Raw genomic sequence first — 15,039 nt, forward strand, 5'->3', positions numbered from 1 at the left:
CCGCTTTCCAGGTGCCGGAATGGATGAAGGCTAATCCCCTGCAATCACACTGATTTAACCCACCTGATCGTCGGCGGTGTTGGGTGCGTTATCCTGGAAAATCGGCGAGCCTGCGACAGCAGGCTCGCTTTGCGTTTGGGGCTCGCACGTTGGTCAATCAGGGCGCGAGGGTCAGTTCGCCGAGGTGGGTGGCCGCCGTATCGCCATTGTTGGCGTCGATCCGCAGGCGGTAGTAAGCGTAGCTGCCGGGCGAGGTAATGGTGAAACGACGCGCCATTGCGCGACTGGCAAAGGTCTGGCCGCTGCGTGTATCCAGCGTGGTCCAGCTTTTGCCGTCTTTGGAGCCCAACAACGCCCAGTCGAGCGGGTCACGAGCGGCGTCGGAGCTGGCACTGGTCAGCGTATAGCTGGTGATGGCGGTGGCGGCGCGAGCAGCATAGCGGTATTGCAGCCAGCCGTTCTGGCCGCTGCCCTGCCATTTGGTGTCGGCGGAACCGTCGAAGGCGTATTCTGCGGTCCGGGTGACCACCGGCTGGGTGCTGGCCGCATAGGCAATACCGGAATAGGCGAAACTGCTGACGGTGGGATGAACGGCGCTCCAGCCGTTGCCGGCGGCCGTACCGATGATGTGCACGTTGTCGTAGTACGAGGTGCGTGTCTCTCCGGCGGTGTAGTTCCCGGTGTCATAATCGTACTGACCAAATTTGAAATAAAGCTGGCTGCCACTGGCGAGCTCGTCGCCGTTCCAGTCGCCAAAGCCCAAATTGATGCCGGTGGCGCTGTAAGTGGGCGAACTCTGCGCGGCGTTACCCACCCATATCTGAATTTGCCCGTCCGACTGGTGCGATGCCACCAGATGAACCACGACCGGAATCCAGGCGTCGCGCGCCAGATCGGAAACAATGGTTTTTTGCGTGGCGCCGCCGCAGGAACCCCGATGCGCAATGCGCAAGCTATTGTTTACGATACTCAGCATTCCAGCCCAGGAGCTGCAACCGCCCGCCTCAAAGATCTGGAACATGCCGGCTTCCTTATCCGTAGGGTAGCCGTTGGCGGGCAGATAGAACATGAAACCGATCCAGGCTTCCTTGTAGACATTGATCGGCGAGCACATTTCAGCCCCTTTGGTCATGCGGGTTCCGTTGTAGGAGGACTGAAACCATTTCACCTTGATGGCCGTTTCGCCACCGGCGCCGGCAGTATTAAGCCCCTCATCGGCCACCTGGGCCGGCACGACGAAATTGGGCCCCTGGGTCGTGCAGACGGACATCGGCGACATGACCCCCTCCTCGAAGCCGGTACGGACCTCGCCGACCGATACTGCGGCGCTTTGCGTTGCGCTGTTGCCGGTGCTGTCGGTGGCGGTCAGCGTGATGGTGTACTTGCCGGATGATGCGTAAGTGTGGCTGACGCGAGCGCCGCTACCGGTATCGCCATCGCCGAAACTCCAGCTATAGCTGATGATGCCTTCACCGCCGCTCGACGCACCAGCGTCAAAGTTCAACGTCAGTTGGTTGGCGACATAGGACAGGTCCGTTTTAAGAGCTGCTCCAACGGTATGAGGGATGAACAGCGCCAGGAAAAAACAAAAGAGGGCGAAAAAACTCCTAAATACAATCATTTGAATATCCTTAATACAGATGATGTAAATGTCATGGCTGCGACCTGGTCGGTAGGCTGCATGTGCATGTTCCATTCAGAACCGGCCTGAGCAGGATATGGACTTATGTTGAAAATGGGAATATATGGGCTAAACGGGATACCTATGACAATTCCACCCCGGCGGGTAATGAGTCATCGAATGCAGCGTCGATGGAGAGTCCACCGTACTGAAAGCAAAAAAACCTATCTTTTGGAGAAGGACGTTTTTTGGCAAAATCGCCCGATATGACCACTCAGGAGATGACAGGTTATGAGTTCAGGACAACGCGCACTGATTATCGGCGCTTCCCGCGGGCTGGGATTAGGCATCGCCACCGCCCTGCATCAGCAGGGTTGGGCCGTCACCGCTACCCGACGCTCGCCTTCCGCCGCCACCGACAACCTGCCGGTGCGCTGGCTGGCGCTGGATATCAATGACGCCGCCTCGCAGCGCGCCGCATGTTGCCAGACGCTGGCGCAGGACAGTTTTGATCTGGTGCTGATTAATGCAGGCGTCTATGGCCCGGAGCGACAGAATCTGACCGCTCTCGATCCCGAGCAGTTGATTCCCTTATTTCTGACCAACACGCTGGCGCCGATCGCGCTGGCGTCGGCGCTGTTGCCGCATCTGGCGGAGCACGCCACGCTGGCGTTCATGACGTCACGGCTGGGCAGCCTGACGGAAAACGCCAGCGCGGAACTGCCCTTCTATGCCGCCAGCAAGGCGGCGCTGAACATGCTGACGCGCGGGCTGAGCGACGCCGTGTCCGACCGTCAGGTTACCCTGCTGTCATTACACCCCGGCTGGGTACAAACCGACCTTGGCGGCAGCGGCGCGCCGCTAACGGTGGAGAGCAGCGTCAGCGGCCTGTTGCAACAGATAGCGCGTTATCAGGGCAAAGGCGGCCACCATTTTGTCGACTATGCCGGCAACCGACTGGCATGGTGATACCGCGCGCCAGCGTCCGATAACCGGGGCCGGCGCGCCGTAAAATCAACGGAGGGGATAAAACCGCTCAGCGCGGTTTGGGAATGTTGAACTGCGTCAGGGTTGGGTTGACGGTGTTGGCAAAATCCGCCCGGCGATGTTTAAGCTTGCTTTTCGCCTTGAAGAAGTTGACCAGTTCGGCAATCCCCATCCCTATACTCAGCGCGCCGCTGACCGCCCAGCCCACCGGCCCGGCCGCGGCGCCCACCGCCGATGCCGCCGCCGCCCCCGCGGCTTCGCCCGCCACCGCGCCAACCACCTTGCCGGCTACCGCCGCGCCGACTCGTCCCGCCAGGCCGATCGCGGTTTTGCTGCCGGCCGTCTTGCTCAGATCGGTGATATGCAACGACGATTTGGCGGCATCCATCAGGTGGCGCCCCATCTGCCCGGTCAGTTGCGCATCGCCGGGCGCGCGACGATCGGCCGCGTTTTGAGCGACGGAATTTGCCCCAAGCCCGGTGGTGGTCGGCGTCAACAGGCCGCTATCCCCAGGGCGCGCTAACCGCGCCAGTTGAGGATCGGACATCTGTAACCGTAACGCATCGGCGGGCACCGCCTGTTCGAAATGCCGCACCACATCGGCGTCCTGCTGCAATTGGCCGATTCGTTCATTCAACGCCCGCTCGGTTTCGTCGGTCTTGCGATACTGTCGGCCAGCCACCACCTGTTCCAGCGTCTGTTGCAGTTTGACCAGCGTGGCCGCTTTCTGCGCACCGCTATAGCGGTCGGGATGCGCAAACACGTCATCATTCAGACGGCTGATATCGGTTCTGCCCGCCAGCCCCAGCGCGGCGGCGTCGTGAAACAGCGCCGTCGCCTGCCCATCATCCGCTGGCGCCTGATCCGCTATCCAGCTTCTGATATCGCCTGCCGACAGCTTACCGTCATGGGGCACCCGCGCCAGCTTTTCCCCTTTCACATCCGCATGCTCCAGCAGGCTAAATAACCCCGGATGCGACCAGAGCCGGGCCGCATTTTGCAATTCCGGCGACAGCAGCGGATTGCCGTTGGCCAGCGCGGCCAAATCGGTCTGACGGGAGAGTGACGAGACGCTCTGCGGTGCGGCATTTGCCGCCGAGCGGCTTGGGTCGGCCGCGCGCAGCAAAGGCTCATTAGCCAGCAACAGCGCCGAAGTTTCCACCAGCCGTAACGAGCGCGCGTCCGCCTGCGGATGCGCCTGCCGATAGTCATCAAGGCTGCGCTGCGCGCTCTGGGCGCTGAGTGTCATGTTTTTTATGAACGCGCCACTATCCCGCCGGGAAATGTAGCCATCGGCTTTACCACCGTCTTTGCCCGTATCCAGCGCCGTCATCAACGCCGGATTTGCCTTCAGGTAGATCATCGCTACCTCCGCTTCCGCCCCGCCCGCTTTTAGCATATTGGCGGCGGCAATCGGTCGGTTCAGCGCTTTCGCCGCCGACGCCCGCTCCTGCTCCGGCAACGAACCCAACAACGGCATCCATTTCTCCAGCGCCTTTGCATCGCTGTAACTCGATCGATCCAGCATGGCTGTTGCCTGTTCCGCAGCCAGCGTTGTTGCCGGCGGCGCGACGCGGGTTCGGCCCGCCGCCGTAACCGGTGCGGCAGACACGGTTGCGAAAGACGGCGCCGGGCCGCCGAACTCCACCGCTTGCCCGCTGGTAGCAGGCAACAACGGCGGGCGATGGTCAGGTGTGGTCAATGGCTGTGCAGCCGGTCCGGCGCCGGGCCAAAGGCCGACGCGGTTATCAATACGACTCATGGTGTCGATCCCCCTCAGAATTTGGTCAATAACGTCCCCTCTCTGAGTGGATCACAAACCCGTCCGGTTCCCTGAACGGTCTGGAGCAATAACAGTGATGACAAAAGTTTGCAAAGCGAGACAGCGGCGAATCACTTCAGTAACCTGACTCCCCTTTTTTGACACAATCCGACACATAAATATGAAAAAGAGAAAACGCCTGCGCACCGTTCTGCTCATTCTGCTTCTGCTGCTGATCTACGCTAATCGCGAGTCGCTCAATCCGTTTAAACCGGACTGCTCCGCTCAGGTAGCCAAATCTGAATTACCGGAAGCCTGCCGAAAACCGGTGAAAGAAGTGGCGCCCGGCTTTGAACTCTGAACGCCCTGCCGGACGCGTCTTCTTTTTGGTGCTGCTCGGTACCGCGCCCCGCCGTCTGGCGTCCCCATGCTAAAACCAATGGAGATGTGCGCCAGCGCTGGCCTGCGGTACGGGCCTTTCCTCCCCGCACATCATTTCATGCGTATTTGCCGCAGGCTCTGTGATTCATTTTTTCATTTATTATGATTGGCTGATAATAAATTTACGTTTTCCTTACTCTTCGCGTCATTTATTTCAATCTATGAACAGCTCGCTATTTTTCTTTCTTGTTCCTTACGCAAATTACGTTCAATTTTTGTTTATCCTCCTAAATGACAAATAATTCATCGTCTTTTCATTCGATTGATTTTTTGGGTTTTATTGGCTAACTCCAGCGCAAAATCACCCCTGATAGAAAAACAATTTCAATTATTCTATACACAGATAATTCGAGTTGCAGGAAGGCGGCAACCGAGTGAATCCCCAGGAGCTTACATAAGTAAGTGACTGGGGTGAGCGAGGGCAGCCAACGCATCTGCAACTTGAAGTATGACGGGTATATATACCTATGCAGCATCGTGTTTTTTATATCTTCGACGTTAACACGTAAGACAGCAGTTAATTTTCTGGCGAATATTACAAGGAGAAATACCATGGTGATGTCCATTTCCTCCAACTATTCGGGATTATACAATTCCGTCTGGCAGGTGTCTGGCGTCGGTTCCGCGTCGTCCTCCACATCCTCTGCCGTTACGGCGATCCCTTACCGTAAATCGGACGATGACCAGGAGGGGGGATTATTTGCAGCGCTGACCAGCGCCTTGTCCTCCATCGGTATCACGCTGGGCACCAGCAGCACCTCGGAAACCAGCGCGACCAGTTCCACAACATCCTCGACGGACAGCACGTCGGACACCTCGTCTTCCAGCGCGAAAGAAGCCGTGGCGACCTTCCTGCATACGCTGATGGATACGTTGCACAGCATCGGCGCGTCGTCCAACTCGTCGTCCTTGTCCGACAACCCGATGAAGAACGACCTGTCTTCGCTGATCAGCGCGCTCTCTTCCGACTCGTCCTCCAGCAGCAGTTCGGTTTCCAGCAGCCAATTGAGCGAATTGCAGAGCGCCTTCAGCTCAATGGTCAGCGCACTGGGCGGCGACAGCAGCAACGCTTCGCTGTCGTCTTTCCTGCAAAGCTTCTCGTCTTCGCTGGCCTCGTTCTCGTCACAGGGCAATCTGGTTAATACCGCCGCCTGATAGCGCTACTCCGCCCTGCCTGGCAGGGCGTTTTCATATCACAGTCGGTTGTCTGTGATCCGTCTCTGCTTTTGCCATAATCAGACCATTACATTACCCAACAGCAAATTATTAGAAAAAATAAACCATTCTATTATTCCAGCCCCGCCGATACGTCATTTAACACCAGCAAATCCGCCTTACCCAGAACAAGCTATCCTTATTAATCATTCAAGGTTTTTAACTATATTATTCACTTTTTCTTCCTGTTCGTTTTTATGCAATCCGATACACTCGATTTCAATTCCCTGACGGAAAAAGGGGAAATTAGCCTCAGACGGGAGAGTTCACCATGAAGGTCCATGCGCGTTCTATATCAGTAACCGGCAAGTCGGCGCGGCTTGCTTTATGGCACCGCCATGCGCCAGCCCATGCTGTTGCTTTCCCCGTTATCTCCCGCTTCGCCAGACAGATCTTTTCATTCGTTATCAGCTCTCCGCCGTAATTTTCCCCTGATTCTGGCTCTGGCGATCCCGCATCGCCGGACCAGCCCGGCGCGTCATTCGTTGGTGATTCGCCGGTCACGCCGCGACCGTCGTTCGGCACCTGCTTACTACATCGTGTACGTCGGCCCGGATTTTTATCCTAAGTAAAGGAAACCACTATGCAATACACTGGGAAGTACCTGAAGAAAACCGCATTGATGCTGACCATGATGGCCGGTCTCAGCGCCTGGCAAAGTCAGGCCGCGGTCGCGCCGGACACCCGTTCGCTGGATGAAATCTATCAGAGCGCATTGAAGGAAGGCGGCACAGTCACCGTTTATGCCGGCGGCGATGTACAGTCACAGCAAACAGGCTTCAAGCAGGCTTTTGAGAACCGGTTTCCCGGCATCAAACTGAACGTGATCGTCGATTACAGCAAATACCATGACGCGCGTATCGATAACCAGCTGGCGACCGACACCCTGATTCCGGATGTGGTGCAGTTGCAAACGGTGCAGGATTTCCCGCGCTGGAAAAAACAGGGTGTACTGCTGAACTACAAACCGGTGGGTTGGGACAAAATCTACCCGGAGTTTCGTGATGCGGACGGCGCCTGGATCGGTGCGTATGTCATCGCTTTCAGCAACCTGGTCAACACCCAACTGCTGGATGAAAAATCCTGGCCGCGGGAAGCCAATGACTATCTGCGCCCCGATCTGAAAGGCAACCTGATTCTGGCCTACCCTAACGACGACGACGCGGTATTGTTCTGGTACAAGCAGGTAGTGGATAAATACGGCTGGGAGTTTGTCGAAAAACTGCAGGAACAGGATCCGGTCTACGTGCGCGGCACCAACGTACCGGGCGCTCAGATTACCACCGGCAAATACAGCGCCACCTTCACCAGCTCCGGCGCGCTGGTCCCGGCGGCAGGTTCAGTAACCCGCTTTGTGTTGCCGAAGACCGACCCGTTTGTTTCCTGGGCGCAACGCGCCGCCATCTTCAAACAGGCCAAGCATCCGGAAAGCGCCAAACTGTACCTGAGCTGGCTGCTGGACCCGCAAACGCAAACCCAGGTCGCGCGCATGTGGTCGGTACGCACCGATGTCGCCCCGCCGGCCGGTTACAAGCACATCTGGGAATACCGCAACACTCGCCCGCAGGCTTTCGCCGATTTCATGTCTGACCGCGGCGCGGTCGAGCGTTTCCGCGCGCAGCTGAGTCTGTACGTGGGCGAAGCCAAAGGCGACCCGACCCCAGGCTGGCTCGGCCTGCATCCGGAAGTGCCGCTGGCAAACTAAGATTTACTGTATTGTGGGGATCCGGTGGGGTCCCCTTGTTGTGCGAAGGCGAACAAAATACAGTCACCTATCGCCTCGATATCCTGCTCGGCCAGCGGCGATATGCTCACTTTCATTCCGCCTGCTCACCTTCCGCCATTCGACGGTATTTCTCCGACAGCCGACTGAACACCGCCTGCGCCTCCTTTCCCGGGCCGCTGTTCACGCCCAGCTCTACCACCGCCCGCAGCGCATCCAATTACGGTCTTATATCAGTGCTGCTGGCAATACAACGTATTTCCCAAGCCGAACGCTATGAACACGCCCGCTTTCAGGCAGTTTCCCTGCAAGGTGCATGGCTCACCGAGGCCGGATTTACCGACGGGATGCCGTTAAAAATACGGGTCATGCCCGGCTGCATGGTGATCACCGCCCAGAACACCCGCGAGCTGTGGCACTGTCTCGAAGGACTCAGCATCGAACCCTTTGACCCGGACGCCGCCGCCAACTGGATCAGGCATTACCCCGGCGGCCTGACGTTCGCCGAGCAATCGATACTACCCCCGGCCAGCACCGGGGGTTTTGTTTTATGGGTGGGGTGTCGGGGCATGGCCCTGACCGGGTGGTTTTGGGGACACGGCCAACTGGCGGTGGCCACAAAACATTTCCTGTCCGGGGGCTTACGCATTTTCAGGCCACCGCCACAGATCACGAACAAGAGCGATGGGATGAAGGCTGCATGGAGATTCTGACCGGTAAAAATGACGATTCCGGCGCGGGGCCAGGATCCTTTGACTACTTAATCATATTAACTCATATTGCTTTTCTGATATTTTTTGTAAAATCCCAGACTGAACCATTCCATCTAACACTCCCTTTATTTCATGATCATTATATGATGAAAAATATTGAGATAAACGCCATATATCTATCAACTTGGGATTTTTGACATTGTTAATATCGACCACCATCTCTTTCTGATCGTTGCTTATTAAAAACTTAATACCTTTACCGTGTTTAACAAAGCCCCACTCATCATCATTAACAAGAACAGTCCCTTTCTTCGGGAAGTCCAGCAAGAAATCAAAGTCCTTTAAGCTTGGATAAGCGATAAAGAAAGCCTTCATTAACATCTCTTGAAGACTGATAAACCTGATAATTTCCCTTTCGTTCATCATATCAATACCTTACCCTTGCCTCAGCAGCTTCACGTAAAAGTTGATCACCTTGTTCTTTCGTAACCTCATGTATTCTAACTGGTATATCTTTAATTCCAGCCTTTGCTGCTGCCTCAGCCCTATGGTGACCATCAATAATAATTGCCTTACCATTTACGATGGCAACATCAACAGGTTCATTGGCATCAAAGCCATTTTCTTTCATATCTTTTACAAGCCGTTTTACTTGTGACCCTGACATTTCATTTTTATTTTGCCTGCTAATTAAAGTGCCTGGATCCATGTTCTTAGTAACTACTTGAGCAGTTGCATTTACAGAATTACTACCTGCCTTACTTACTCCCCCAGCAATCCCCGCCGCACTGGCGATTCCGGCGTGCCCCATGATATTGGCGATTTCCGTCGAGGTATCCTCGGAACCACCCAGCAACTGAGCACGATGCATCAGCAAATTGCGCGATGCATCAATATTCGACATCGCACCACGCAGGTTAGCCCATTCCTGAACCTCCGCCTCAGTCAGTGCACTTACTCCCTCATTCCGCTCTTTCTTTTCCAGCTCGGTCATGCGGGCGCTGTAATCCCCTTGCCATCCTTTTAACTCTTTTGCCAGGGCAACACACTGTTCTGGTGAGGAACAATTCGCTATCTCATTCTGTAGCTTGTCGTACTCAGCCGCATATTTCTCCCTGACCTCTGCGCGGCAGGTGGCATTTCCGTTACAGGCAACCAGCTCTTCACTGCGGCTTTGCTGCTGTGGCTGACTCAGATGGTTATTCTCCACAACAACGTCATCCGTTGCGAAGTCAGCCGACGAACACCACTTTTCCCTGTGCCGTCAGCCGGTTACAGCCGGTTTTCCCTGATGCGTTTTGATACCCGGACACCCAAGCCCCGATATGCACTTTTTCACCCCGACACGCTACCGCCCTGCCGGGGCTTTTGCCTGCAACCCTCGCATCATAGCAGCGGCGGCAGCCGCTGCCATTACACGTTTCGCCTTTCGCCCTTATCGCGGCGCGAGCCGTTCCGCAGCTTGCCTGCGGGACGGTGAAGCGTCTGCCGGGCGTGGGCTGGCGAAGCCCACAAGAGAAGATGTTAAGCAGGGAGGCCCCCGGCGGGGGCCGCACGGGGCGGAGATGGCGAGCACGGGAACGAGCAAGGAGCCTGCGACTGCGAGCCGGGCGCAGCCAGTGAAGCGGGGTTGGGGCGGGGGCGAGGTAATGCCTTTCAGCGGAGGCCCGACGGGCCGACTTCTTCCTGGGGGTGGATGTTGAGGATAACGCGAGGGGGATACCGGATGACGTCGGGACTCAACGCCGACGCCGGTGTTTCCGGCGACACAAGGCGGCCAGGAAGCCGAAGAACGCACACCGCCGCCGACAGCGGAAGGCGCCGCCTTGCGCGCCGCGCCTGACCCACGATGCCGGTGGCGGGGGCGCAAGACATAATGCGGATTATACGATACGAGCCGCTCCACGCGGCGGGAAAGAGCAGTGAGCTTGCCCGGCGAGCTTCGTATAATCCCCCGCATTATGTTGAACGGCTGACCGGCCAGCCGCCGGGTTGACGGAGAGCACCGCCGCACAACGCTGGCCGGGCGGACGTTTACCCCCGCCCGCGACGTGGCATGACGGCAGTCAGCCCCACGGGCTGTCTGCCGAACCCGCTCCCGCCGCACTCAACCGGAGAGCGCTAACGTTGCGGGCTGTCCGGCAACGCGGGCGTGTCGTCCGGCTCCGGGGTGTCCGGCTGCTCCGCCGGATGGGTACTCGCATGAACCGCCTGCAACGCCCGGATTGAGACCTGCGTGTAGATTTGCGTGCTCTCCACGCTCGCGTGGCCCAGCATCGCCTGTATCCACCGCAGGTCCGCCCCGTTCTCCAGCATCTGCGTCGCCATCGCGTGACGGAACAGGTGGCAGCTTCCCCACTTCGCTATTCCCGACGCCCTGATGTAGTGACTCACCAGATTGGTGATGCCGTTCGGCGTCAGACCCTCGATGCCGTCCAGTGCCACGAACAGCGCCGGGCAGTGCGGATTCACCAGCAGTTGCGGCCTCACCTCACACACATAGCGCGCTATCCATCCTAACGCCCGTTTGCCGACCGGGATAACCCGGTCTTTCTTTCCCTTGCCCTGCACGATGGTCACGATATGCCGGCTCGCGTCCACGCTGTACACCTCCAGCATCGCCACTTCACCCCGCCGTATCCCGGTTGACCACAGCAGCTCCATCAGCGCCCGGTCACGGATGCCCTGAAGCGTGGTCAGGTCCGGCAACGCCAGCACCTGCTCCACATCCGCCACGCTCAGGATATGACGCGGCAGCCGCTTTTCCAGTCGCGGCAACACCAGACCCGACGCCGGGTCGGCCAGCAGCAGATGATGGCGGGTCATCCAGCCGAACCACACCACCAGTGGCCCCAACTGGCTGCGTTGCGTCCGGGTGCTCAGCGGCTCCCCGTTCGGTTTGCGGTACTGGTACAGGTGACGCTGATAGTGCTCCAGTATCGGTAAGGTGATGTCACGTCCATAGTACAACCCGCGCTCCGCCGCCCACAGGATGAACCGGTACTGATGATGGGTTTGCGTCTTCAGCGTGGTCTCCGACCAGTTCCGCTCCCGACGCCACGCCACGAACCGCAGCAGCAGCGCGTACAGGCTTTTCGGGTCACTGGCCGGGCCGATGGGTTTTCTGTAGACGTCATCCACCGTCAGCAGCGCATCGGCGCGGGGTTTACGGTTAGCCATGTGTCACCCCCGCGTTCTCAACCGGCGTATCGCCGACCGCAGGCAGCGGCGCGGATGGCGATTGTTGTTTCCGCCTGTTTACCGTATCCGGCTTCACCCCGACCAGTTCGGTATCCGAGCCTTGTCCTGTCTGGCCTGACGCCGGTTTTTCACGCCCCGACCGGCTGCCGACCACACCCCGACCGGGGGCCGACTGAGTGACCTCCAGCCCCGACCGGTCGGCATTGCCCTCAGCCACGCCGTTTTTACTCGCAGGCAGCGGCACGGCAGGCGATGTGGGTTTTCCCCTGATTACCGCGTCTGGCTCAGACCCGACCGCTTTTGCCGTCAGCCCTTGCCCTGTCTGGCCTGACGCCGGTTTTTCACCCACCGACCGGCTGCCGACCATACCCCGACCGGGGGCCGACTGAGCGGTATCCGACCCCGACCGGTCGGCATTGCCCTCTGTCTCCGGGGTCGCGTCTTCCACCTCCAGCAGCCCGCACAGGTGCGCCCCGCCGTTGTCGTCACTGTCCCACAGCAGCCCGTATTCATACGTCAGACCGCGACGGAACAGCAGCAGGTATTCCATTTCCAGCAGCCTGCCAAGGTGGATTTTCAGTTGCGTGTCACCCCACCCCAGCGCTGCCCGCACCTCCCGCCGCGTGAACCGTATCTCGTCCGCCTTCACCGCCTGACCCTGCGCCCGCTCCTGTACCCAGCCCTTCAGCCACACCAGCAGCTTCCTCGTCTGCGGCGGCATTTCATCCAGCGTCCGGCCCAGCACCTCGTGGGCCAGCTGATTGGCCAGCGCGATATCGCCCTTTTCCACCTCGATATACTCGATGACCGTGCCCCGGTGCGTCACCCGTTTCACCTCACGCTGGTACTGATGCAACAGCGCGATGGCCTGGATTAAGGTCAGGTACTTCATATGGTCGCGCCGGGTGCGGGTCTTGTCCGACAGGAACGTCAGCCGGTCGGCATACGGATTCACCACCTTCAGCGGCCGTAACAGCCGCTGTGCGTTCTGGTGTAGCCGGGTCAGGTACTGCTTTTCTGAAGACTGGAGCAGTCCGGCCAGCGTCTGCCCGTGGCGCTGCATCGCATGGATGGCCTGCGTCTGCTCCCGCGATTCGTTCACCGTCAACACCAGACAGCGGTTCAGCAGCTCTTCGTCCACGTCGCTGGCCGTGGTGGTCAGCATCAGCATCACCGGCCCCTGCACCTTGTATTCCCGCGTCACCAGTTCGCCGCTCTGCTCGTTCTTGCCGGTTGACGCGATTTTCAGTTCCCCGTCCGACTGCAACAGCTTGAGCGCATACGCCGCCTGCCGCACCCCCTCTTCCTCGGCTATCGCCAGTATCTTGTGCTGTAACGAGGTTTCACCGAGGTAATACAGGCTCTGCCCGGTCATCGCGCTGTACTGGATACGCTCTTCCTCCGGCATCATCCCCAGCACCGCGTCCATCAGCGAGGATTTTCCCGCCGCCGAACTGCTCTGTATCAGGACGGCCAGCGGTTTATCCAGCTTGCGCGACGTCGCCGCCAGATACCCGGTCAGCAGATTGGTACTTTCCCCCACCACCCCGCAGGCCGCGAGGTCGTCCACGATACGCGCCGCAAGGTCGGGGGATGTCAGTAGCTCCAGTGCCGCCGCTTCGTCTTCCGCACTCACCGTGACCGCCGGAGCACGTTCGGCCTGCGCTGCCGCCTGCCGCACGTCATCCTGCTTTTGCTCCAGCATCAGCAGCACCCGCCCGCACTCGCGCTTGATGACCGACGCCTCACAGCCCAGTTCCGCCGCCGCCGCGCTCACATACCCCTGACGCTGCCGCGAGCTGTACAGGTCCAGCGAGTCCACATACAGCGCGCCGGTTGACGCGTCCCGCACCTGCACGTTGACCTTCATCACGTCCTGTACGGTGTTTTTCTGCCAGCCGCGCACCCGCCACACCCGTGGGCCGTGAGTCAGCAGCAGGTCGCCGGACGCGGTTAACTCGCCCGCCACCGTCGGTGCCGGTACGCCCGCCGGGGCGGCTAAGGAAGAAGGTTCAGACTCACCGTTTACCCCCGCGTCAGCGCGGAACACCACGCCGGGGCCGGACCCGTTCCCCATCCACTGCGCCTGCTCCAGTGCCAGCCCTAACGCGCTTTCCGGGTTGCCGCTGTTCAGTGCATAGGCATTCGCATCCAGCCCCGGCGGGAACCGCACCCGCCACGCCTCGATACCCGCTTCCAGCAGCTCCGCCGCCACCGACGCCGCGCCCCGGTCGCCCGCCTCATCACGGTCATAGGCTATCTGCACCCGCTTCACCCCGTGATACTGCAACGCGGCCAGATGGTCAGCGGTAAAGCCGTTGGCCCCGTAAGCCGTGGTGACATTGCGGAACCCGGCACACCAGAACGTCATCGCATCGATCAGCGACTCGCACAGGATAAGGTCCGACGACGCCTTCAGGGCTTCCTCGTTCCACACCCCGGCCAGTGGCGACGGCAGGTACAGGTGCTTCGGCGAGCCTTTGAGGATTTTGTGGTCCGGCTGCACCCGACGCCCGTACAACTGCATCACCCGGCCACGCTGCGCCACATTCGCCGATTCCGACCAGCCGATAACCGGCATCACCACGCAGCCCCGGAAGTGGTCCTGTCTGGTGGCGGACCGCAGCACCCCCAGCCCGGCCAGTTTCTCGCGCAGCCGCTTGCCCTCCTGACTCGACGAGGACGGCAGCAGCCCCGCGCTGCCGCCGATACCATGATGACCGGCGAACCCCAGCCGGAAGTGGCTCACCAGTTCAGGATGAGCCAGCCCGCGACCGGCCAGCCACTGCTGCGCCTCCGGGCTGTTGAGCAGGCTCTGGTGGTAGAACTGGATAACCTGATTCAGCAGCGCCTGACCGTCATCATCCAGATCGGCGAGTCTGGTACGCGCCGCAGACGGCGAAGCCGGAACCACCGGGGCGGCTAAAAAAGACGGATTGCCAGCCAGTTCCCGCAGCCGCAACAGGGTTTGCGGCCAGGTCAGCCGCTCGGTGTGTTGCAGCCAGTCCAGCACCGACCCCGACGCCCCGCAGCCGAAGCAGTGATACAGGTTTTTCGACGGCGTGATGACGCAGGACGGCGTGTTTTCCTGATGGAACGGGCACCGGCAGACATAACTGTCCGCCCCCTGCTTTTTCAGTGTATGACCCTGACTCTGCGCCACGGCCCGCAGCGACACCCCGCGTTTCAGTTGCTCCAGCTCTGCCGGTGTCATTCGTCCCATTTCCGCTGCTCCTGTCAAAAACCTGTCAATAGGGTTTCAGTAAAAATAACTCGACAAGCATATACCGCAGTGGGTAGTATTTACAACAGTGAGATGTAAAATAGGAGGTAGATTATGGCCATCAGGACTTTACCAGCACAGGGTTCATCCACG

10 protein-coding genes and 1 pseudogene are annotated in these 15,039 nt (G+C 59.1%); 5 read left to right on the top strand and 6 right to left on the bottom strand.

Features of this window, described 5'->3' with window-relative positions; all coding sequences use genetic code 11:
• Window positions 1-157: 157 nt before the first annotated feature.
• On the bottom strand, window positions 158-1,621 hold the full coding sequence (locus CPA59_RS11690) for a PKD domain-containing protein (RefSeq protein ID WP_159077940.1): 1,464 nt from the start codon (window positions 1,619-1,621) through the stop codon (window positions 158-160).
• 291 nt (window positions 1,622-1,912) lie between these two features.
• Between CPA59_RS11690 and CPA59_RS11695 the strand changes: the two genes are divergently transcribed.
• The gene (locus tag CPA59_RS11695; RefSeq protein WP_107759451.1) at window positions 1,913-2,590 is read left to right on the top strand and encodes an SDR family oxidoreductase; all 678 of its coding nucleotides are present in this window, start codon (window positions 1,913-1,915) and stop codon (window positions 2,588-2,590) included.
• Between the two features lie 67 nt (window positions 2,591-2,657).
• Here the strand turns inward: CPA59_RS11695 and CPA59_RS11700 are convergent, their stop codons facing one another.
• A complete protein-coding gene (locus tag CPA59_RS11700; protein WP_107759453.1) occupies window positions 2,658-4,370 on the bottom strand; it encodes a type III effector HrpK domain-containing protein in 1,713 nt (570 codons plus the stop codon).
• Between the two features lie 181 nt (window positions 4,371-4,551).
• On the opposite strand from CPA59_RS11700, the gene CPA59_RS11705 reads away from it, so the two are divergent.
• The 4 genes and pseudogenes from CPA59_RS11705 to CPA59_RS23290 all read left to right on the top strand — a co-directional run.
• Window positions 4,552-4,731, top strand: coding sequence for a hypothetical protein (locus CPA59_RS11705; RefSeq protein WP_038658448.1), 180 nt, complete (start codon window positions 4,552-4,554; stop codon window positions 4,729-4,731).
• A gap of 632 nt (window positions 4,732-5,363) precedes the next feature.
• The gene (locus tag CPA59_RS11715) at window positions 5,364-5,966 is read left to right on the top strand and encodes a hypothetical protein (protein WP_038658445.1); all 603 of its coding nucleotides are present in this window, start codon (window positions 5,364-5,366) and stop codon (window positions 5,964-5,966) included.
• A gap of 643 nt (window positions 5,967-6,609) precedes the next feature.
• The gene (locus CPA59_RS11720; RefSeq protein ID WP_049853692.1) at window positions 6,610-7,731 is read left to right on the top strand and encodes an ABC transporter substrate-binding protein; all 1,122 of its coding nucleotides are present in this window, start codon (window positions 6,610-6,612) and stop codon (window positions 7,729-7,731) included.
• Window positions 7,732-7,979: 248 nt separating this feature from the next.
• Window positions 7,980-8,258: pseudogene (locus CPA59_RS23290) on the top strand (SymE family type I addiction module toxin); the annotation flags it as partial.
• A 255-nt stretch (window positions 8,259-8,513) separates the two neighbouring features.
• On the opposite strand, the gene CPA59_RS11735 reads toward CPA59_RS23290, so the two are convergent.
• From CPA59_RS11735 to CPA59_RS11755, 4 genes are all read right to left on the bottom strand, one after another.
• Window positions 8,514-8,888, bottom strand: coding sequence for a hypothetical protein (locus tag CPA59_RS11735; protein ID WP_049853691.1), 375 nt, complete (start codon window positions 8,886-8,888; stop codon window positions 8,514-8,516).
• Window position 8,889: 1 nt separating this feature from the next.
• Window positions 8,890-9,672, bottom strand: a complete 783-nt coding sequence (locus CPA59_RS11740; RefSeq protein WP_222844066.1) for a ParB N-terminal domain-containing protein — start codon at window positions 9,670-9,672, stop codon at window positions 8,890-8,892.
• 911 nt (window positions 9,673-10,583) lie between these two features.
• A complete protein-coding gene (gene xerC, locus CPA59_RS11750; protein WP_107759456.1) occupies window positions 10,584-11,642 on the bottom strand; it encodes a site-specific tyrosine recombinase XerC in 1,059 nt (352 codons plus the stop codon).
• Window positions 11,635-14,886, bottom strand: coding sequence for a CHC2 zinc finger domain-containing protein (locus CPA59_RS11755; protein WP_107759458.1), 3,252 nt, complete (start codon window positions 14,884-14,886; stop codon window positions 11,635-11,637). Before CPA59_RS11755 ends, xerC begins: the two co-directional genes overlap by 8 nt.
• Window positions 14,887-15,039: the final 153 nt, after the last annotated feature.

The organism is Dickeya sp. Secpp 1600, assembly GCF_003049805.1.
GTDB lineage: Bacteria > Pseudomonadota > Gammaproteobacteria > Enterobacterales > Enterobacteriaceae > Dickeya > Dickeya fangzhongdai.